Origin of the sequence: Prescottella defluvii (assembly GCF_000738775.1) — a bacterium.
GTDB classification, from domain to species: Bacteria; Actinomycetota; Actinomycetes; order Mycobacteriales; family Mycobacteriaceae; genus Prescottella; species Prescottella defluvii.
In genome coordinates this window covers 1-19,367 of the sequence record NZ_JPOC01000056.1, presented here as the reverse complement: position 1 = coordinate 19,367, position 19,367 = coordinate 1, and the positions used below count along the sequence as shown (strand labels likewise).

Here is a 19,367-nt window from a genome sequence, read left to right as displayed (position 1 = left end):
CGTCAGGCGGTGCAGGTGGACGTCGCCGGCACCCCACCGAGACGGTCGGTCATCCAGTCCAGCGCCTGCGGCAGCCCGGACACCATCGGCAGGCCGTGCCCGACGACGAGTCCCGGCGCGATCGGCGGGAACTCGGCCGTCGAGAACTCGACGGTCGCACCCGCCCCGCACCAGTCCTCCGCGAGCTGACGTGCCTGCGCGTACGGGATCACGTCGTCGCTGCGCCCCTGCACGATCAGGACCGGCGCGGTCGGCACCGCGCGCCCGATCCGCTGCTCGTCCACGACCGCGCGCACCGTCGGCAGCGCATCGATCAGTTCCGCGACCGACCGGCCGTCCCGCGTCCACTCCGACGTCCGGTGCATGCCGTACCGCGCGAGCGTCTCGGGGACGCACTGGTTCGCGATGTCGTCGAGCGCCTGCCGCCCTGCCGGGCTCAGCACACCGTCGATCTCGGCCCGGGTCTCCGGGTAGCCGGCGTAGATGTTGTTGACCGCGTAGCCGAGGAGTCCGGCCGCGAGGCCGCCGTCGAGTGCGGATGCGACGGCGCGCAGATCGGCCGGAGGTCCACCGGCATACGTTCCGCCGATGTTCAGTTCGGGCGCGTACTCGGCCTGCAGTTCGGCGGCCGCCGCGGCCGCGCCCCCACCCTGCGAGTACCCCCACAGCCCGATCGGGCTGTCCTCGCCGATCCGAGTTCCCGGCAACGCCTTCACCGCGCGCGCCGCGTCGAGCACGGCATGCGCCTCGGCGCGACGGTCGACGTAGCTGTGCATGCCCTCGGTGCCGAGCCCCTGATAGTCGGTGACCACGACGTCGATACCGCGCGAGAGCAGCGCATGCACCTGCAGCAGTTCGTACTCGACCGCGAAATCGAGCGGGGGGCTGTAGTGGATCGCCTGCGCGAAGAGCTTCGACGGCGCGCACTGGTCGCCCTGCCCCTGGGTGCCGGGCGCGAGGACCACCAGCGGGCGCGCACCTGCACCCACCCACGGCAGGCTCGCATCGAAGTAGGTGGCGGTCGCCGCGGTGGCGGCGCCGTGTGGATCCGTGGTGCGGTACATGAGCCGATTCGCCCCCGACGGCCACGGCCCGGCCTGGCCTGGGATCGACAGCAGCGGCGCGTACGGGTCGGTGCGCAGCACGACCCCCGGATCGCCGTCCGGAAGCGGCGCCGCGACCTCGTAGAAGTCCACCGGGTCGGGCGCCGCCCCGGCCACACCGCCGGCAGCGGCCGCAAGGCACACACCGAGAATCACTGCCGTCCAACGCGTTCGTCGCACCGAGAGCATGCGACTCAGCTCACACGACGGCAGCGCCGGTGTCAATACTTCGAGTAACACTAACCAGTCGGGAGGATGAGGCCGTTCGACAGCGTCCGAGTGTGGATGCGGTAGCCGACTTCCAGTCCCCGCCCCGGGGTTTCGGCGAACGCACGGGCCGCGGTCCGTGCGGTGAACTCGATACCCAGCACCGCGCGCAGCGCGTCCCGGTCCGCGAACTCCCACCGGGTCCGCACCCGACGCATCGCGAAACCCTGCGCGTCGAAGAACGCCTCGACGGCGGCCGGGTCGTAGTGCGGAAGGTCCTCACGCATCCATCGGCCGTACGGCGGCACCGTCGCGTCGAGATCGACGATCGCGAGCACCCCGCCGGGACGCAGTACCCGCATCGCCTCGAGAATGCCCGGACCGCATCCCGGACCGAAGAAGTACGCGGTGCGCGCGTGCACGACGTCGACACTGCCGTCCGGCAGCGGCAGCGCGTCCGCGGACCCCTCGAGGACACGGACCGAGGGATGTCCGACGGTGCGAGCGCGGGCCGCGGCCACCAACGGCGGGTGCGGTTCGACCCCCACCACCGACCGGGCCGACGCCGCGAACAGCGGCAGATGGAAGCCCGCACCGCAGCCGACGTCGACGACGTCGCGGCCGCGCCAGTCCGCGACCTCTGCAAGGGCGCCGAACACGATGCCGTCGACATCCTGGGCGCGGTTCTCGACCTCGTAGATGTCGGGCCAGTGCCAGATGTTGGGGCTCGGGATCGGTCCCCGACCCCGCCGCCGGCCGCGGTCGGAGCGGCTCACACCAGGACGGTGAGAACGAGCCAGGTGACGAAGGCGGACGGCAGCAGCGAATCGAGCCGATCCATGATGCCGCCGTGGCCGGGCAGCAGCGTGCCCATGTCCTTGATGCCCAGCTCTCGCTTGACCTGGGATTCGATCAGGTCACCGAGCGTCGCAGTGAACACCAGCGCGACACCCAGGAGGACACCGATGAGCGGATTCGCGTCCAGGATGAACGTCACGACGAGGACGCCACCGACGACGCAGAAGACGAGCGATCCGGCGAATCCCTCCCACGACTTCTTGGGGCTGATCGCCGGCACCATCGGATGCTTACCGAAGAACACGCCCGCGGCGTAGCCACCCACGTCGGAGCAAACGACAACGATCATGAGGCAGAACACCCGGCCGGCGCCGTCGTCCTGCAACACCATCAGCGTCGCGAAGGACGCCAGCAGCGGAATCCACGCGGCCACGAAGACCGCGATCGCGGTGTCCCGCAGGAAGTTGCGTGGGGTGGCCCCCAACCCGTGGTCGAACAGGCGCCACACCATGCACACCAGTGCGGTGCCGGCGAATGCCCCGAGCGCCCCAGTCGTCCCGTACGGCCAGCTGAGCCAGATGACGGCCTGGCCGCCGACCAACAGCGGGATGACCGGAACCCGGATGTCGGCCTCGCTCAGCCGCTTGGCGACCTCCCACGTGGCGATCGCCATCGCCACGGCGACCACACCGATCCACACCAGCGGCGCGTAGATCAGGATCAAGATCAACGCAACGCCGATGCCGCCGCCGACGGCGATAGCGGCGGGGAGGTTGCGTCCGGCCTTGGACGTGACCACGGCCGGACCCGGCGACGCCGTGGAGGCGCCGTCAGCTTTCCCCACGGCTAAACCTCCATCAATTCGGCTTCCTTGTGCTTCACCAGGTCGTCGATCTGGGTGACGTAACGCGCGGTGGTCTTGTCGAGCTCCTTCTCGGCGCGGCCGACCTCGTCCTCACCCGCCTCGCCGTCCTTCTGGATGCGCGACAGCTCGTCCATCGTCTTGCGGCGGACGTTGCGGATGGCGACCTTGGCGTCCTCGCCCTTCCCCTTCGCCTGCTTCACGAACTCGCGACGACGCTCCTCGGTGAGCTGCGGGACCGAGATCCGAATGATGCTGCCGTCGTTGCTGGGGTTGACGCCCAGATCCGAGTTGCGGATCGCGTTCTCGATCGGCCCAAGCTGCGACGCCTCGTAGGGCTTGATGATGACCATCCGAGCCTCGGGCACGTTGATGCTCGCGAGCTGCGTGATCGGCGTCATCGACCCGTAGTACTCGATGACGATCCGGTTGAACATGCCCGGATTCGCTCGGCCGGTCCGGATGGAGCCGAGGTCGTCCTTCGCAACCGTGATGGCCTTCTCCATCTTCTCCTCGGCCTCGAAGAGAGCTTCATCAATCACGGCTGTTCTCCTCCAACTCGTTGGCTATCTCGACTGTCACGGTCGTATCCGTTCCGGATCACGATCACGCTGGACGTCGTCATGACTTGACCAGTGTCCCGATCTTCTCACCGGACACCGCACGCGCGATATTCCCCTCGGTGAGCAGATTGAACACCATGATCGGCATCTGGTTGTCCATGCACAGGCTGAACGCGGTGGCGTCGGCGACCTTGAGGCCCTTCTCGATCACCTCGCGGTGGGTGATCTCCGAGTACATCGTGGCGTCCGGGTCCAGACGCGGGTCCGCGGAGTACACGCCGTCGACGGCCTTGGCCATCAGGACCACCTCGGCGCCGATCTCGAGCGCGCGCTGCGCGGCGGTCGTGTCGGTCGAGAAGTACGGCATACCCATGCCGGCACCGAAGATGACCACACGTCCCTTCTCGAGGTGACGGCTGGCCCGCAGCGGCAGGTACGGCTCGGCGACCTGCCCCATCGTGATCGCGGTCTGCACGCGGGTGTCGACGCCCTGCTTCTCCAGGAAGTCCTGCAACGCAAGGCAGTTCATGACGGTGCCGAGCATGCCCATGTAGTCCGAGCGCGCGCGGTCGAGACCTCGCTGCTGCAGCTCGGCGCCACGGAAGAAGTTGCCGCCACCGATGACGACCGCGACCTGCACGCCCGAGCGCACCACCTCGGCGATCTGCTCGGCGACCTGCGTCACGACGTCCGGATCGAGCCCGACCTTGCCGCCACCGAACATTTCACCGCCGAGCTTGAGGAGCACACGTCGGAATCCTGGACGTTCGTCGGCCGGTGCGGTCATAACTCTCCCTCGGTTCTGCAGGATGTGCGGTTCTAGAAGTATTGCGGTTCTTCGGCGAGCGGGCCACGAACGGGCCGGGCCGGGCGTCGACGACCCGTCCGGAAGATCCTCCGGAACAGGCCCTACCATCCTGCCTCATCGACCCGGGATCACCAGCGCTGACCCCACCCACCGCACACGTCGGCCCCGCACGGACCGAATGGGGCGGACCGTCGATCCGGATGAACCGGATCGACGACTGCACCCACCCGGCCGGCGGGGCCGATGTGTGGAAGTGCGACTAGCTGGCGCCGACCTCGAACCGCGCGAAGCGGGTGATGGTGACACCGGCGTCGTCCAGAAGAGCCTTGACGGTCTTCTTGGAGTCGGTGACCGACGACTGCTCGAGCAGGACGACATCCTTGAAGAAGCCGTTGACGCGACCCTCGACGATCTTCGGGAGCGCAGCCTCGGGCTTGCCCTCCTCCTTGGCCGTCTGCTCGGCGACGCGACGCTCGGCCTCGACGATGTCCGCGGGGACCTCGTCGCGGCTGAGGTACTTCGCCTTGAGCGCGGCAACCTGCATGCCGGCAGCGCGAGCGGCCTCGGCGGCACCCTCGCCCTCACCGGTGTACTCGACGAGCACGCCGACGCCCGGGGGCAGATCGGAGGCACGCTTGTGCAGGTAGGTCGCGACCGGGCCGTCGAAGGAGACGACGCGACGCAGCTCGAGCTTCTCGCCGATCTTCGCGGAGAGCTCCTGGACCACGGCGTCGACGGTCTTGCCGTCGATCTCGAGGGCCTTGAGGGCCTCCAGGTCGGCGGGCTTTCCGGCGGCGGCCGCGGTGACGACCTTGTCGGCCAGCTCCTGGAACTCGGCGTTCTTCGCGACGAAGTCGGTCTCGGCGTTGATCTCGATCATGACGCCGTCCTTGGCCGCGACCAGGCCCTCGGCCGTGGTGCGCTCGGCGCGCTTGCCCACGTCCTTGGCACCCTTGATGCGGAGCAGCTCGACGGCCTTGTCGAAGTCGCCGTCCGTCTCCGCGAGCGCGTTCTTGCAGTCCATCATTCCGGAGCCGGTGAGCTCGCGGAGCCGCTTGACGTCAGCGGCGGTGTAGTTCGCCATCGGGGGCAATCCTCCTCGGATGAGTTTCGGTGCCCGACTCCCGCGACGCGAGGTGCGGGGCCGGGCCGGAGCAGCTGAGTGAAACGGCCCCGACCGCAAGGGTCGGGGCCGAATCGACTAGGACTGCTGCGCGTCCGCGGCGGGAGCCTCAGCGGCCGGTGCCTCAGCAGCCGGTGCGTCAGCGGCGGGGGCTGCCTGCGAGAGGAGCTCCTGCTCCCACTCTGCGAGCGGCTCGCCGGCGCCGGCCTCCGGCTTGGCATCCTTGTCGGCGCTCAGGCCGGCACGGGCCTGCACGCCCTCGGCCACTGCCGAAGCAACAACCTTGGTGAGCAGGGCGGCGCTGCGGATCGCATCGTCGTTGCCCGGGATCGGGTAGTCGACGACGTCGGGGTCGCAGTTGGTATCCAGGATCGCGATGACCGGGATGTTCAGCTTGCGCGCCTCGCCGACGGCGATGTGCTCCTTGTTGGTGTCGACGACCCAGATGGCCGACGGAACCTTGGCCATGTCCCGGATGCCGCCGAGGGTGCGGTCGAGCTTGGTCATCTCACGCGTGAGCATGAGGATTTCCTTCTTGGTGCGACCCTCGAAACCGCCGGTCTGCTCCATCGACTCGAGCTCCTTCAGGCGCTGCAGGCGCTTGTGGACGGTCGAGAAGTTGGTGAGCATGCCGCCGAGCCAACGCTGGTTGACGTAGGGCATCCCGACGCGAGTCGCCTCGGCCGCGATGGACTCCTGGGCCTGCTTCTTGGTACCGACGAACAGGACGGTGCCGCCATGGGCGACAGTCTGCTTGACGAACTCGTACGCCTTGTCGATGTACGTCAGCGTCTGCTGCAGGTCGATGATGTAGATGCCGTTGCGGTCGGTGAAGATGAACCGCTTCATCTTCGGGTTCCAGCGGCGGGTCTGGTGCCCGAAGTGTGCGCCGCTGTCAAGCAGCTGCCTCATGGTCACAACAGCCATGGCTGTGTACCTCTTCTTTCGTATGCCGGTTGTCGCAGTGGCCGGGTGGCCTCTGCCCTGGCGCCCGCCCGATCCTCGGACCTGCACGAATGCAGGACCAGCCGAAGACCGGATAATGCGCGGGCGCGCGAAGTCGGACTGTGCGTGCACAGACCGCCCGACAAGTGTACGGCCTGACCGCGATCGTTCCTAACCCGCGACCCGAGAGCACGGAAGGGGCAGGTGGCGAGCCCGGCCGTCCCATCTGTGGATGAAGAACTCTCGTATCCACAGATGGACGGACAGGCCCCCGCAGGGCCCGATTGCACGACAGGGTCGATCGATGAGATTCCCACGCCCGTCCCGCGCCGCCTGCAGCGTCGCAACTGCGACAGCACTGCTGATGCTCTGCATCTCCCCCGCCGGGGCCGCGCCGACCCCGCAACCTCGGCCCCCGTCTCCGCCTCCGGTCGCGCCGGCCGGCGGGGGGACCGACACGACCCGGGCGACGTTCGACTGGCCGCTGCGCCCCCGGCCGCGGGTGGTGCGCGCGTTCGACAAGCCCGACCGGAACTGGCTGCCCGGACATCGCGGCGTCGACCTGGCGGCGACGCCGGGCCAGCCCGTGCTCGCCGCCGGTTCCGGAACGGTGGTCTTCGCCGGCGCGGTCGCCGGGAAACCCGTCGTCTCCGTCGATCATCCCGGCGGCCTGCGGACCACGTACGAGCCGGTGGACGCGTCGGTCACCGCCGGCCGACGGGTGGAACGCGGCACCGTCCTCGGCACCGTCGTGCCCGGGCACCCCGAGTGCGCGGCGACGGCGTGCCTGCACTGGGGTCTGCGCCGGGATCGGGAATACCTCGACCCGTTACCGCTGGTCCGCACGATGCCGATCCGGCTCCTCCCGATCGACCCCGGTGGTCACGCCCGCGGATGAGCCTGATCGTGGACCGAGCGCAGCCGGGCCACCGAGACGTGCGTGTAGAGCTGGGTGGTGGCCAGACTCGAATGCCCCAGCAGTTCCTGGACCACACGCAGGTCGGCTCCGCCCTCGAGCAGGTGCGTCGCCGCCGAGTGCCGCAGGCCGTGCGGCGCAAGGTCGGGTGCGCCGGGCACGGCCCGGACCACGTCGTGCACGACGCTGCGGGCCTGACGCTGATCGAGGCGTCCGCCCCGGCGCCCGAGCAGCAGCGCGTCCCCGGACCGCTCGTTGACGAGTTCGGGCCTCCCGGCGCGCAGCCACGCATCGATCGCTTCCTCGGCCGGCCGGCCGTACGGCACTACACGTTCCCGGTCGCCCTTGCCGAGCACTCGCAGCACCCGCCTGCTGCCGTCGATGTCGGCGACGTCGAGTCCGCACAGTTCGCCGACGCGGATTCCGGTCGAGTACAGCAGTTCCACGATCAAACGGTCCCGCAGCGCGATCGGGTCCTCCTGATCGGCACCGGACTGCGCGGCCGCCATCGCCTCCGCCGCCTGCTCCTGACGCAGTACCGGCGGCAGCGTCCGGTGCGCTTTCGGCGCGACGAGCCGGACTCCGGGATCGACCTCCATCCGGCCGGTCCGCTGCGCCCACCCCGTGAACCCCTTGGCCGACGACGTCCGCCGGGCCAGGGTGGTGCGCGCGACACCCGCCGCGGCCTGATCTCCGAGCCAGCCGCGGAGCACCCGCAGATCGACGTCGGCCAGCCCGGCGTCGGGACGGTCGCGGACCCGGTACTCGAGCAGACTTCTGACATCGGCGAGGTAGGCGCGCACGGTGTGCACCGACCGCCCGCGCTCGAGCCTCAGGTACTCCGCGTAGTCGTCGAGATGCATGCGCAACCCGGGCGGAAGCTGCGGGTTCGGGTCGACGTCCATGCCGACAACCGTCGCGGCGTCCCCACGAAATCGCAAGCGGCCGCGCCGATAGGGTTCTCGCGTGAAACGCGCTCTACCCATTCCTCTTCTCTGTGTGCTGGCTCTGATCTCGGCCACCGCCCCTCTGGCGACGGACATGTACCTGCCCGGACTGCCGTCGATGGCCGACAGTCTCGATACCTCCCCCACCAACGTTCAGTTGACGCTGACCACCTTCATGGCCGGACTCGGCATCGGCCAGTTGCTGATCGGGCCGCTGTCCGACGGCCTCGGACGCCGCAAACTGCTGATCGGCGCGACCGTCGTGTGCGCGATCAGCGGCCTGCTGTGCGCGATCGCGCCCAACATCGGCGTCCTCATCGGCGCGCGCCTTCTCCAGGGCCTCAGCGGCGGCGCCGGAATCGTGTTGGCGCGCGCCGTGATCGCCGACCGCGCCCGGGGCGACTCGGCGGCGCGACTCTTCGGCATCATGATGATCATCGGCGGCGTGGCGCCCGTCGTCGCACCGCTCATGGGCGGCGCACTGCTGGGGCCGATCGGCTGGCGCGGCATCTTCTGGGTGCTCACCGTCGCCTCCGTCGTGATGCTCGTCGGCGTGCTGACGATCGTCCCGGAGACACTGCCAGTCGAGCGCCGGCACGGCGGCGGACTGGCCGCACTGGCCGGCAACATCCGCAACGTCGCCACCAACCGTGTGTACGTCGGCTACGCCCTGACGTTCGCGTTCGGGTTCGGCGCCCTGTTCGCGTACATCTCCGCCTCGCCGTTCGTGGTGCAGGACGTTCTGGGGTTGACGCCCGGACAGTTCTCCATGGTGTTCGCGGTCAACTCGCTGGGCATCATGGTCGGCAGCATCGTCAACACCAAGCTGATCGGCCGGTTCGCACCCCGGCAACTCCTCACCTTCGGCGTCGGACTGCTCGTGACGTCCGGATCTCTCCTCACCCTCGCGACCACGATCGGCGGCAGTCACATCACGCTGGTGCTGCCCCTGATGTTCGGCGCCGTCTCGAGCATCGGCTTCATCATGGGCAACGCAACCGCGCTGGCCCAGGGAAGGGTCCCCGAGGCCGCCGGCACCGGCTCGGCACTGCTCGGCGCCGGGCAGTTCGGCCTGGCCGCGGTCATCTCCCCGCTCGTCGGAATCGGCGGCGGAGACTCCGCCGTGCCGATGGCCGTCGCAATCCTCGCATCCGGTGCGATCGCCCTGACCGCGCTCGTCGTGCTGACCCGCGACGCCGGCCCGAACCCGTCCGTCGCCCCGGAGCAGGCCGGCACCGGGGCGGCGTGACGGCCGACTCAGATCGCCCCGGTGGCCGCCAGTTCCGTCTTCCACACGCGGAAGCCCTCTTCCGTGCGCCCGCGCCGCCAGTACCCCGAGATCGAGGCCGACGCGGCCGGGACACCGCGTTCCTTCCGGATGTAGGGGCGCAGGCCGTGCATCACGGCCTGCGCCTCGCCGTGGATGAACACGTGCACGTCGCCGGGCAGCCACGTCGTCTCCCGGACCGCAGTCACCAGCGGCGAGTTCTCGCCCGCCACCTCCGCGCCCGCGGCATCGGAGGTCACGCCGCGGTGGATCCACGTGATCTCCACGTTGTCACCGGCCGCCAGCGGGACCTCGTCACGCGAGTCGGCGACCTCGATGAAGACCTTGGCCACCGCATCGGGTGCGAGGGCCTCGACGGCGGTCGAGATCGCCGGCAACGCCGACTCGTCGCCCGCGATGAGATGCCAGTCAGCATCGGGGCGGGGCGTGTAGGCGCCGCCGGGGCCTCGAACGGTCACCGTCTCCCCCGGGGCCACGGACGCCGCCCAGGGCCCCGCGACACCCTCGTCACCGTGGACGACGAAGTCGATCGCCAGCTCACGAGCGACCGGGTCGACGGACCGGACGGTGTAAGTACGCAGGACCGGATCGTCCGCGGGACCGAACTCGATCTTCACGTACGAGTCCGTGAACCCGGACGGCTCGAAGGACTCGAAGCCCGGATCTCCCAGCACGACACGCACCATGTGCGATGCGATCCGCTCGGTGCGCACCACTGTCAACGTCGATGTCTTCCTGGCCACTGTGACACGCTCCTGACGATCCAAACGGCAATTGGTTAGCTTTACCTAACTACCATACAGACCGTGCGGACGGCACCTGGCGCCGTCAGCGACCGTGCGGGCGGGCCAACGTGAGTCGCTGCACCCAGCCGTGGGACGGCCAGGCCTTGAGCCCGGCACGATCCGGCGTCACCCGGGTCCCGACGAACTTCGCCTCGAGGTCGGCGTCCACGGCGCCGGAGAACCGCCACAGCTGATCGGTGACCGGCCCCACGCCCTCCCACGAGGTCGCCCGGTAGACCGCCCGGACGATGTTGTCCGCGAACACGATCACCGGAAGATCTGCGATGTTCCGGGCGGCCGCCCCGGCCCGCCACGGCCCGCGGGCAGCCGCATACAGTTCCTCCGCCGTCAACGCCGCGGCCGCCGCGGCGGGCACCCGCACCAGCGCACCCGGCACCGGCAGTTCCGGCGCGGGCAGCGCCGCGTACTGCACGGCCAGCTCCTCGACGGACATGGCCCGCTTCTCGAGGTCCACCGGTTCACCGGCAAGGTTCGTCAGCACCGGATGCTGCGGTCGGCCTTCGAGCTGACGCAGCGCATCGGTCACCAGGTGCGCCGCCTCCCGTGCCGCGCCGACGGTGTCGTGGGCCGACTCCACCCGGTGCCGCAGAACGATGTGGTCGACCGCATGCCCGGCCCCGTAGATGTCGCGGATCCGGCGGGTCCAGGCCGTGCGCGTGTCGTCACGATCGGGGTCCCCGACGTTCTCGGAGTCGAGGGTGCCCGCCTCCCCCAGCGCATCCCACACGTGCGCGTAGATCTGGTTGCCTCGCCCGGCACCGACGTAGAAGATCGACCGGTCCCGCGGGTCCCGCAGCGCATAGACGTACACCCCCAGGTTCTCGACCACGCGGGCCGGAAGCGGATTGGGCGACGCCTTGCGTTCGCGAGGTTCCGCGGTGATCACCCGCATGACGGCGAGCCGGAGCGCATCGGAGATCACGACACCGCCCGGCGGCCCGTCGAACAGCACCCCGGAGGCATCCCGAACGGAGGTGAAGGTACGCCCGGCGTTGTCCTGCAGGGAATTGACGACCGCGGTGAACTCGGCGAGCCGCACCTTGGGATCGCTCGCCACACCCCGCCCCTCGTCGTCCGTGAGGAAATCGCGGATTCCCGGCGCAGCCAGCAGCACTCGGGTGATGTCTTCGGGGACGGTCCAGACGGTAGCCATGACGCGACTGTAGGCGATCACCGGACCGCATGCGGTACGCCTTGCTGCCCAGTGGCCTCGGATCGTTTCCGTACGGAAACGATCCGAGGCCGGTTGTGTCCGTCTCCGCCCGATATCGGACGCCGGAGCGGTTCTTCCGTCACACTCGACAGGTGCCCCGACCAGCCGATCACCTCGACGACCGCGCCGTCCGCGCCGAGCGTCTGGTGGGCTTCAGCTACCGGATGCCCGACTACTACGAGGTGGGTCGGGAGAAGGTTCGCGAGTACGCGACCGCCGTCCAGAACGACCATCCCGCGCACTACGACGAGGAAGCCGCCCGCGCGCTCGGACATTCGGCGCTGGTCGCGCCGCTCACCTTCGTCTCGGTGATCGGCGCCATCGCCCAGAAGTACCTCCTCGAGCAGATCATCACCGGATTCGACCTGAGTCAGATTCTCCAGACGGACCAGAAACTGGTGATCCACCGCCCGATGCGCGCGGGCGACCGGCTGACCGTCGACGTCTCACTCGAGTCGTTCCGGCAGACCGCCGGCAGCGACATCATCGTGACCAAGAACATCGTGTCCGATCACACCGGCGAGCCGGTCATCACCACGCTGACCACACTGGTCGGACGGACCGGAAGCGAGGCCGATCCCGATCGCCTGCGCCGGATCAGGGACGTCATGATGCGCGAGCCGTGACCGGCCGCACCACTTCCACCCTCACCGACTCCGGAACCACCCCGTCTCGTCCGACCCGGCGAAACCGTCGAGCTCGAGCACCGGCAGCAACGCCCGCACCCGCGCCACCGGCAACCCCGACGCCTCCGACAGTTCCCCGGGCCCCCGGGTGCCACTGCCCGGCAACGCCTCGTACACCACCGCCGCGTCCCCGGTGAGCGCGTCCAGGGCGCGCACCGCCCCGCCGCCCGCGTCACCGTCCACCCCGACAGGGCCGGCCTCCTCCACGACGTCCTTCGCGCTCGCGACGAGGCGGGCCTCCCCCTCCCGGATCATCCGGTGGCACCCGGTCGACGCCGCCGATGTCACCGGGCCGGGTACCGCCAGCACCGGGCGCCCCAACCGTCGGCCCCACGTCGCGGTGTTCCGTGCCCCACTCCGCCAGCCCGCCTCGACCACCACGACACCATCGGACAGCCCCGCCACCAACCGATTCCGGGCCAGGAAGCGGTACCGCGCCGGGGTCGTCCCGGGCGGATACTCGCTGACGACCGCGCCGTCCCGTGCGATCTGCTGGAGCAGACGCCCGTGTCCGGCGGGATACGCCCGGTCCACCCCGCAGGCCAGAACCGCGACGGTCAGACCACCGGCGCCCAGCGCCGCACGGTGCGCGGCCGCGTCGATCCCGAACGCCGCACCCGACACCACCGTCCAGCCGTCGGCCGCGAGATCTCCGACGATCTCGGCGGTGACATGTTCGCCGTACGAACTGGCCGCGCGGGTCCCGACCACCGCCACCGACCGGGCGACCAACTCGTCGAGCGGTCGATCGCCGAGCACCCACAGCGCCAGCGGGCCACCGTCGTCCCGACCGTCGCCGAGGGCGTCGAACGCCAGCAGCCGCCACCGCGGCCACTCGTCGTCGTCGGGGGTCACCAGGCGACCGCCCATGGCTGCGACCAGATCCAGATCCCGGGCGGCGGTGTCGAGGTGCGCCCGCGCCGACGTCCGCCGATCCAGGAAGCTCGACAGATCCCGCTCCCGCACCGCCCGGGCCGCGTCGACCGGACCGACCGCAGCGGCCAGTTGCGCGAGCGGCGGACACGATCCCTGCACCACCTTCGACAGGTACGCCCACGCCAGCAGTCGCGGATCGTGCCCGCTCATGCCGCACCCCGATCCCGGAACTCCAGCGCCGTCGACACCTCGTCGCGGCCCGGCGATTCCAGGCCGGCGAGGTCGCCGAGGGTCCATGCCACCCGCAGCGCCCGGTCGGCGCCGCGCGCGGTGACGACCCCCAGGCGCAGTGCCTTCTCGAGTGGTCCCAGTGCCTCGCGGGGCAGCCGGAACCGTTGCCGCAGGGCCGGGCCCGGAACCTCCGCGTTGGTACGCCATCCGTAGGACCGCCACCGCTCGCCGGCCGCGGACCGCGCCGCCGACACCCGGCCACGCACCTGGTCGGTGGTCTCCCCCACCTCGTCCATCAACGCCCCCGTCGCGACGGCCTTCATCCGGATCCGCAGGTCGACCCGGTCCAGGAGCGGGCCGGACAGCCGACCCAGGTATCGCCGCCGAACCGTGGGCGCGCACACGCAGTCCACCTCGCGCGCCGGGGCGCAAGGGCACGGGTTCGCGGCGAGCACCAACTGGAACCGCGCCGGGTAGCGTGCGACCCCGTCCCGTCGCGCGATGCGCACCTCCCCGTCCTCCAGCGGTGTCCGCAGGGCCTCGAGTGCCTTGGTACCCATCTCGGCGCACTCGTCGAGGAACAGGATTCCGCGGTGGGCGCGGCTCACCGCACCCGGTCTCGCCATTCCGCTGCCGCCGCCCACCAACGCACTCACCGACGACGTGTGGTGCGGCGCGATGAACGGCGGCTCGGTGATGAGCGGACGCTCCGACGTGAGCAGCCCGGCGACGGAGTGAATGGCCGTGACCTCCAACGCCTCCGGCTCGGTCAATGCCGGCAGGACCCCGGGCAGCCGCTGCGCGAGCATGGTCTTCCCGATTCCGGGAGGTCCGGTGAGCATCAGGTGGTGGGCACCGGCGGCCGCCACCTCGATCGCCCACCGCGCCTCCGCCTGGCCCACGACCTCGCTGAGATCGGCGCGGGACGACGCGGCCCCGGGGTCGAACGGCTCGGGTCCGGACAGCGTCCCCTTGCCCTGCAGCCACAGCGTGACCGCCGTGAGCCGGTCGGCGCCGAGAATCTCGATACCGTCGACCAGCCCGGCCTCCGCCAGTGCCTCGACCGGCACCACCACCGTCGACCAGCCCGCGTTCTTCGCCGCCAGCACCGCCGGGAGCACGCCGCGGACCGTGCGCAGTCGGCCGTCGAGCGCCAACTCGCCCAGCAGCACCGTCTTCGCGAGCCGCGTCCGCGGCACCTGCCGGGCCGCGTCGAGCACCGCACACGCCAGCGCGAGGTCGTAGACACTGCCGACCTTCGGCAGCGTCGCCGGCGACAGCGCCAACGTCACCCGCGACTCGGGCCACTTCTCGCCGGAATTGGTGACCGCCGCCCGCACCCGGTCCCGCGACTCCTGCAGCGCCGTGTCCGGCAATCCCACCAGGTGCACCCCGGGCAGTCCGCGCCCGATGTCCGCCTCGATCTCCACGATCTGCCCGTCGACTCCGCTCACCGCGACCGAGTGGGCACGCCCGAGCGCCATCAGAACACCGCCACCAGGTGCGTGACCTCCGGTGCCCGATGCCGGTCGACCAGCACCGACACCACATCGAATCGCACGTTCGGCCAGTGCCGCTCCGACGCGGACAACCACCGTTGCGCCAGCATCCGGATCCGCCGCTGCTTCGAATAGGTGACCGCCTCCGCCGGACTGCCGAATCCGAGCCCCGACCGGGTCTTCACCTCCACGAACACCACGGTGTCCCCGTCCACGGCCACCAGGTCCAGTTCCCCGTGGCGGCACCGCCAGTTGCGGTCCAGGATCTGCAGACCCGCGTCCGTCAGCACGCGGGCTGCGAGATCCTCCCCCATCGCGCCCAGCGCGAGATTGCGTCCCATGCGGGCTTCCCCCTCACCCGGCCGGAACCTCCCGCCGGTGACACCGACTGTGCCCGGGAGCGCCGGCACCGCCCCGACGCCGACCTGGGCAAAGAAATTGCCCTGTGGATGAAAGAGGGGCTGTGGACAAACCACCCCCGAAGACACGAGAACCGCGCACCCGGTCGGATGCGCGGTTCCCGAAGGCCCGAATGAGAAGACCCCGGCGATCAGCCCAGACCGTTGTCCGGCAGTCGCAGGTCGGACTTCTCCAACTCCTCGATGTTCACGTCCTTGAACGTGATGACCCGCACGTACTTCACGAAGCGAGCAGGCCGGTACATGTCCCACACCCAGGCGTCGGACATCCGCACCTCGAAGTAGATCTCGCCGTCCGCGCTGTGCGGCAGCAACTCCACGGAGTTCGCGAGATAGAACCGGCGCTCGGTCTCCACGACGTACGAGAACTGACCGACGATGTCCCGGTACTCGCGGTATAGCGACAGTTCCATCTCGGTTTCGTACTTCTCGAGATCCTCGGCACTCATCGGCCTCGACGTCCTCCTGCGTTGTTGTGAAAACCCATCATCCCGCACCTACCCCGTGGACCCGAATCCGCGCCGCCCCGCCGACTCGAACTCACCACTCGCCGCCGACTCGAATGCGCGGCTCGCCGCCGACTCGAATGCGCGGCTCGCCGCGGCCACATTCGCGTACGACATCCGGTGCTCCCGGCTCGGCCCCAGTTCGTGGAGCGCCGCCGTGTGCACCGCGGTGCTGTATCCCTTGTGCCCGGCGAAACCGTACCCGGGCAGTTCGTCGTCCAGTGCGATCATCGTCCGATCACGGGTGACCTTCGCGAGCACACTTGCCGCCGCGATGCACGCGGCCGCGGCGTCGCCCCCGATCACCGGCAGCGACGGCGCCGGCAGTCCCGGCACCCGGAAACCGTCGGTGAGCACGTAGCCGGGCGGCACGGACAGTCCCGCGACCGCGCGGCGCATGCCCTCGATGTTCGCGACGTGGACCCCGATGCGATCGATCTCCGCGGCCGGGATCTCGACGACGCTCCACGCCACCGCGAGCCGCTTGATCACCGGGAACAGTTCCTCGCGGACCTTCTCGGTGAGCTTCTTCGAGTCGTCCAGTCCGGCCAAGGCCGCCTGCGGTCTGGACCCGAGCACGCAGGCCGCGACGACCAGCGGTCCCGCGCACGCGCCGCGACCGGCCTCGTCCACACCGGCCACGGGCCCCAGGCCGCAGCGCACCAGCGCAGACTCCATGGTCCGCAAGCCGGCTGCTCTGCGAATGACGGTTCTCGGTGGCCAGGTACTCACTGCTGCTGAATGTCGGGGGACGAGATCTTGCCCCAACGCGACGGCGGCAGCACGATGAACGTCGCCTTGCCGATCACGTTGTCGACCGGGATGGTGCCCTGGATTTCGTCGGACACGTGGTAGCGCGAATCCGACGAGTTGCTGCGGTTGTCGCCCATCATCCACAGGTTGCCCTCGGGGACGGTGACCGGACCGAAGCAACGTGCCGATCGCACCGCGGTGTCGCAGGTCTGCACGCCCGGGACGAACGGGAAGTCCATGGTGATGTACGGCTCGTCGAGCGGCTTGCCGTCGACCAGCACGCGGCCCTCGTCGTCGCAGCACTCGACCGTCTGTCCACCGGTGGCGATGACACGCTTGACGAGGTCGTTCTCGTCCGGCGGGACCAGCCCCACCATCGAGCCGAGTTCCTGAGCGCCCCGCAGGACGGGGTTCGACGAGCGCGTCGACTCGTACCGCTCCGACCACGAATCGGTACCGCGGAAGACGATGACGTCGCCCGGCTTCGGATCACCGAAGCGGTAGCTGATCTTCTCGACGACGATGCGGTCGCCGGTGCAGCCGGGGCAGCCGTGCAGCGTGGGCTCCATCGACTCGGACGGAATGAGGTACACCCGCGCGATGAACGTCTGCAGCAGGAAGCTCAGCAGTAGCGCGACGAGGATGAGGATCGGGATCTCGCGCCAGAACGAGCGCGGCTTCTTCTCCTTGCCCCGACGCCGACGCTTCTCGGTGCCGGCGCCGTCGTTCGCATCCGATGTCACGGCCGGGTCCTGCGGTGCATCTGCCACTGAGACAGATTAGCCCGACACCGCATGAAAGCGGTGCCGGGCCAACCGAAGTAGCTCAGAGCGTCGAGGCTCAGCGCTTTTCCTTGATCTTCGCAGCCTTGCCGCGCAGGTCGCGCAGGTAGTACAGCTTGGCGCGACGGACGTCACCGCGGGTGACGACCTCGATCTGGGCCAGGTTGGGGCTGTGGACCGGGAAGGTGCGCTCGACGCCGACGCCGAACGAGATCTTGCGGACGGTGAAGGTCTCGCGAACGCCGCCGCCCTGGCGACGGATCACGACGCCCTTGAAGACCTGCACGCGCTCCTTCGAGCCCTCGATGACCTTGACGTGCACGTTCAGGGTGTCACCGGCGCGGAACTCCGGAATATCGTTGCGGAGAGACTTGGCGTCCAGGAAATCCAAGGTGTTCATGGTTGTTCCATCCTTGCGTTATTCGCAGGAGCAGAGGAACCGAGCGGCCGTGGCTCGACTGGTTCGTGCTCAGATCAAGTTGAGTCGCCTTCGCCAGGCAACCCGACCATTGTGCCAGACGCCGCACCATGCGCGGTAATCGGCGGCGGCGCCGGTTGCACGGTGCGCTCGAGCTCGGCCTCGGTGGCCGTCAGCGCATGCTCGACACTCGGTTTACCTGCGACGAGATCCTGCACGTAGATCTTCGCGCGGATCATCGGGCGGCGGAACCGCTTCTCACGCTCGATCGCGCGTTGCATCCGGCGGGGCTTCCTCGTGTAGCGCCATCTCGCCCACGGCGCGCCGGGCCGGCTCAACCGGATCGCACCGACGAGCAGGATCGGAAACACGAACAGCCCGACGAGACCGGTCCAGATCTTGCCCTTGAGGATGACGATCGCGGCCAGGGCGAGGTTGACGACCACGAGAACCACGATCGTGATCCGCACCGCGATGTGCGGATCCTCCCGCCACTCGGTGATGTCGAGCAGTTCGAGCGGCTGGAAGCCGAGCAGCAGCAACCCGGTCACCGCGAGTGCGACGAACACCGCGTCGACCGATGCCCTGCCCTGGTCGGCCCAGTACACGTCCTTGAGGTAGAAGATCAGGGCGAACTCGTCGAGGACGAGTGCCGTGCCGATCCCGAAGAACGTGGCGATCACCGCACCGGTCGTCTGGGACGCATTCTCGTACACCGCGATCAGTGCGACGCCCGAGGCGAACATCGTCACCACCCCGAACACGACGTGATGGATGTGCTGCCCGCCCGGGGTGACGTTCCCGGGCCACCACCGCACCTCGGCACGGATCATCCGGACGCTGACCCGGATGAAGAGGAACGCGAGCAGGAACCCGAGCAGGAAGAACAGCAACGGCAGTCGGCCGTTGGCGATGATCTCCCGCTCGAGCCAGTGCCGCATCAGGCCGGGGCCTGTCCACGGACTATGCAGCGGAACCCGATGTGGCAGGTGGAGGTCTCCTCGGTCTCCCCTTGCCGCGCGGCCGGACGGTAGCGCAGGCAGTAGTTGGGTGCGCACAGATGCGACCCACCCTTGATCACCCGACGCGGGTACGTCTCCCCGTCCCGGGCCTCACCCACCTCGACGCGCGGGTTGCGCGGAATGCAGCACGACGACGCGGGCGCGACGTTCCGGCCGGACGCACTGTGGTCGGCGGTGTGGAAGTCGGTGGTCCACTCCCACACGTTGCCGGCCATGTCGTCGAGGCCGTAGCCGTTGGGCCGGAAACTGCCGACCGGTGACGTCCCGACGAACCCGTCCTCGACGAGGTTCTCCCACGGGAACTGGCCCTGCCACGTGTTGGCCTGATGCCGGCCGCCCGGGGTGAACTCGTCGCCCCACGCGTACGTGGCACGGTCGAGTCCGCCGCGCGCCGCGAACTCCCATTCGGCCTCGGTCGCCAGTTCCTTGCCCGCCCACGCCGCGTACGCGAGCGCGTCGGCGTACGACACGTGTGTGACGGGGTGACGCTCGCGGCCCCCGACGTTGCTGCCGGGGCCTTCCGGATGCCGCCAGTCCGCGCCGGGCACCCACGACCACCACTGCTGGTAGTCGTCGAGCGAGACGGGGTGGGCGGG

22 protein-coding genes are annotated in these 19,367 nt (G+C 69.6%); 3 read left to right on the top strand and 19 right to left on the bottom strand.

Going from position 1 to position 19,367, the window contains the following annotated elements:
- Positions 1 to 2: 2 nt before the first annotated feature.
- From IJ15_RS0119280 to rpsB, 7 genes are all read right to left on the bottom strand, one after another.
- Positions 3 to 1,292, bottom strand: a complete 1,290-nt coding sequence (locus IJ15_RS0119280) for an alpha/beta fold hydrolase (protein WP_031939981.1) — start codon at positions 1,290 to 1,292, stop codon at positions 3 to 5.
- A 50-nt stretch (positions 1,293 to 1,342) separates the two neighbouring features.
- On the bottom strand, positions 1,343 to 2,086 hold the full coding sequence (locus IJ15_RS0119275) for a class I SAM-dependent methyltransferase (protein WP_031939980.1): 744 nt from the start codon (positions 2,084 to 2,086) through the stop codon (positions 1,343 to 1,345).
- On the bottom strand, positions 2,083 to 2,952 hold the full coding sequence (locus IJ15_RS0119270) for a phosphatidate cytidylyltransferase (protein ID WP_031939979.1): 870 nt from the start codon (positions 2,950 to 2,952) through the stop codon (positions 2,083 to 2,085). Before IJ15_RS0119270 ends, IJ15_RS0119275 begins: the two co-directional genes overlap by 4 nt.
- A 2-nt stretch (positions 2,953 to 2,954) precedes the next feature.
- The gene (gene frr / locus IJ15_RS0119265) at positions 2,955 to 3,512 is read right to left on the bottom strand and encodes a ribosome recycling factor (RefSeq protein ID WP_031939978.1); all 558 of its coding nucleotides are present in this window, start codon (positions 3,510 to 3,512) and stop codon (positions 2,955 to 2,957) included.
- A 79-nt stretch (positions 3,513 to 3,591) separates the two neighbouring features.
- The gene (gene pyrH, locus IJ15_RS0119260) at positions 3,592 to 4,320 is read right to left on the bottom strand and encodes a UMP kinase (RefSeq protein ID WP_031939977.1); all 729 of its coding nucleotides are present in this window, start codon (positions 4,318 to 4,320) and stop codon (positions 3,592 to 3,594) included.
- Between the two features lie 280 nt (positions 4,321 to 4,600).
- A complete protein-coding gene (tsf, locus tag IJ15_RS0119250) occupies positions 4,601 to 5,425 on the bottom strand; it encodes a translation elongation factor Ts (protein WP_031939975.1) in 825 nt (274 codons plus the stop codon).
- A gap of 117 nt (positions 5,426 to 5,542) precedes the next feature.
- Positions 5,543 to 6,391, bottom strand: coding sequence for a 30S ribosomal protein S2 (gene rpsB / locus IJ15_RS0119245; RefSeq protein ID WP_031939974.1), 849 nt, complete (start codon positions 6,389 to 6,391; stop codon positions 5,543 to 5,545).
- Positions 6,392 to 6,713: 322 nt separating this feature from the next.
- On the opposite strand from rpsB, the gene IJ15_RS0119240 reads away from it, so the two are divergent.
- On the top strand, positions 6,714 to 7,307 hold the full coding sequence (locus IJ15_RS0119240; RefSeq protein ID WP_081880824.1) for a M23 family metallopeptidase: 594 nt from the start codon (positions 6,714 to 6,716) through the stop codon (positions 7,305 to 7,307).
- Here the strand turns inward: IJ15_RS0119240 and IJ15_RS0119235 are convergent.
- Positions 7,292 to 8,230: a tyrosine recombinase XerC gene (locus IJ15_RS0119235; RefSeq protein ID WP_031939972.1), complete on the bottom strand. Its 939-nt coding sequence runs from the start codon at positions 8,228 to 8,230 to the stop codon at positions 7,292 to 7,294. The two genes, IJ15_RS0119240 and IJ15_RS0119235, sit on opposite strands and share 16 nt — an antisense overlap.
- Before the next feature lie 61 nt (positions 8,231 to 8,291).
- On the opposite strand from IJ15_RS0119235, the gene IJ15_RS0119230 reads away from it, so the two are divergent.
- Positions 8,292 to 9,521: a multidrug effflux MFS transporter gene (locus IJ15_RS0119230; protein WP_081880823.1), complete on the top strand. Its 1,230-nt coding sequence runs from the start codon at positions 8,292 to 8,294 to the stop codon at positions 9,519 to 9,521.
- An 8-nt stretch (positions 9,522 to 9,529) separates the two neighbouring features.
- Here IJ15_RS0119230 and IJ15_RS0119225 read toward each other — a convergent pair whose 3' ends face one another.
- Positions 9,530 to 10,303, bottom strand: coding sequence for a siderophore-interacting protein (locus IJ15_RS0119225; RefSeq protein ID WP_031939970.1), 774 nt, complete (start codon positions 10,301 to 10,303; stop codon positions 9,530 to 9,532).
- A gap of 85 nt (positions 10,304 to 10,388) precedes the next feature.
- Complete coding sequence (locus IJ15_RS0119220) at positions 10,389 to 11,519, bottom strand: GIY-YIG nuclease family protein (protein ID WP_031939969.1); 1,131 nt, start codon at positions 11,517 to 11,519, stop codon at positions 10,389 to 10,391.
- 152 nt (positions 11,520 to 11,671) lie between these two features.
- Between IJ15_RS0119220 and hadA the strand changes: the two genes are divergently transcribed.
- Positions 11,672 to 12,205 carry a (3R)-hydroxyacyl-ACP dehydratase subunit HadA gene (hadA, locus tag IJ15_RS0119215; protein ID WP_031939968.1) on the top strand — a complete coding sequence of 178 codons (534 nt, stop codon included), beginning with the start codon at positions 11,672 to 11,674 and terminating at the stop codon, positions 12,203 to 12,205.
- Positions 12,206 to 12,226: 21 nt separating this feature from the next.
- Here hadA and dprA read toward each other — a convergent pair whose 3' ends face one another.
- From dprA to IJ15_RS0119170, 9 genes are all read right to left on the bottom strand, one after another.
- A complete protein-coding gene (dprA, locus tag IJ15_RS0119210; protein WP_031939967.1) occupies positions 12,227 to 13,351 on the bottom strand; it encodes a DNA-processing protein DprA in 1,125 nt (374 codons plus the stop codon).
- Positions 13,348 to 14,856 (bottom strand): YifB family Mg chelatase-like AAA ATPase, encoded by a 1,509-nt coding sequence (locus IJ15_RS0119205; RefSeq protein ID WP_031939966.1) that lies wholly within the window; start codon positions 14,854 to 14,856, stop codon positions 13,348 to 13,350. Before IJ15_RS0119205 ends, dprA begins: the two co-directional genes overlap by 4 nt.
- A complete protein-coding gene (locus IJ15_RS0119200) occupies positions 14,856 to 15,212 on the bottom strand; it encodes a YraN family protein (protein ID WP_031939965.1) in 357 nt (118 codons plus the stop codon). Before IJ15_RS0119200 ends, IJ15_RS0119205 begins: the two co-directional genes overlap by 1 nt.
- Before the next feature lie 209 nt (positions 15,213 to 15,421).
- Entirely contained in the window at positions 15,422 to 15,739 is a 318-nt protein-coding gene (locus IJ15_RS0119195; RefSeq protein WP_005513927.1) for a DUF2469 domain-containing protein, read from the bottom strand.
- A gap of 48 nt (positions 15,740 to 15,787) precedes the next feature.
- Positions 15,788 to 16,474, bottom strand: a complete 687-nt coding sequence (locus tag IJ15_RS0119190; protein ID WP_051919227.1) for a ribonuclease HII — start codon at positions 16,472 to 16,474, stop codon at positions 15,788 to 15,790.
- A gap of 50 nt (positions 16,475 to 16,524) precedes the next feature.
- Positions 16,525 to 17,319, bottom strand: a complete 795-nt coding sequence (gene lepB, locus IJ15_RS0119185; protein ID WP_031939963.1) for a signal peptidase I — start codon at positions 17,317 to 17,319, stop codon at positions 16,525 to 16,527.
- Positions 17,320 to 17,389: 70 nt separating this feature from the next.
- Positions 17,390 to 17,731 (bottom strand): 50S ribosomal protein L19, encoded by a 342-nt coding sequence (gene rplS / locus IJ15_RS0119180; protein WP_031939962.1) that lies wholly within the window; start codon positions 17,729 to 17,731, stop codon positions 17,390 to 17,392.
- Positions 17,732 to 17,805: 74 nt separating this feature from the next.
- Entirely contained in the window at positions 17,806 to 18,690 is an 885-nt protein-coding gene (locus tag IJ15_RS0119175; RefSeq protein WP_031939961.1) for a hypothetical protein, read from the bottom strand.
- Positions 18,690 to 19,367 (bottom strand): SUMF1/EgtB/PvdO family nonheme iron enzyme (locus IJ15_RS0119170; protein WP_031939960.1); only part of this gene is annotated, 678 nt, incomplete at its 5' end. The genes IJ15_RS0119170 and IJ15_RS0119175, both read right to left, overlap by 1 nt.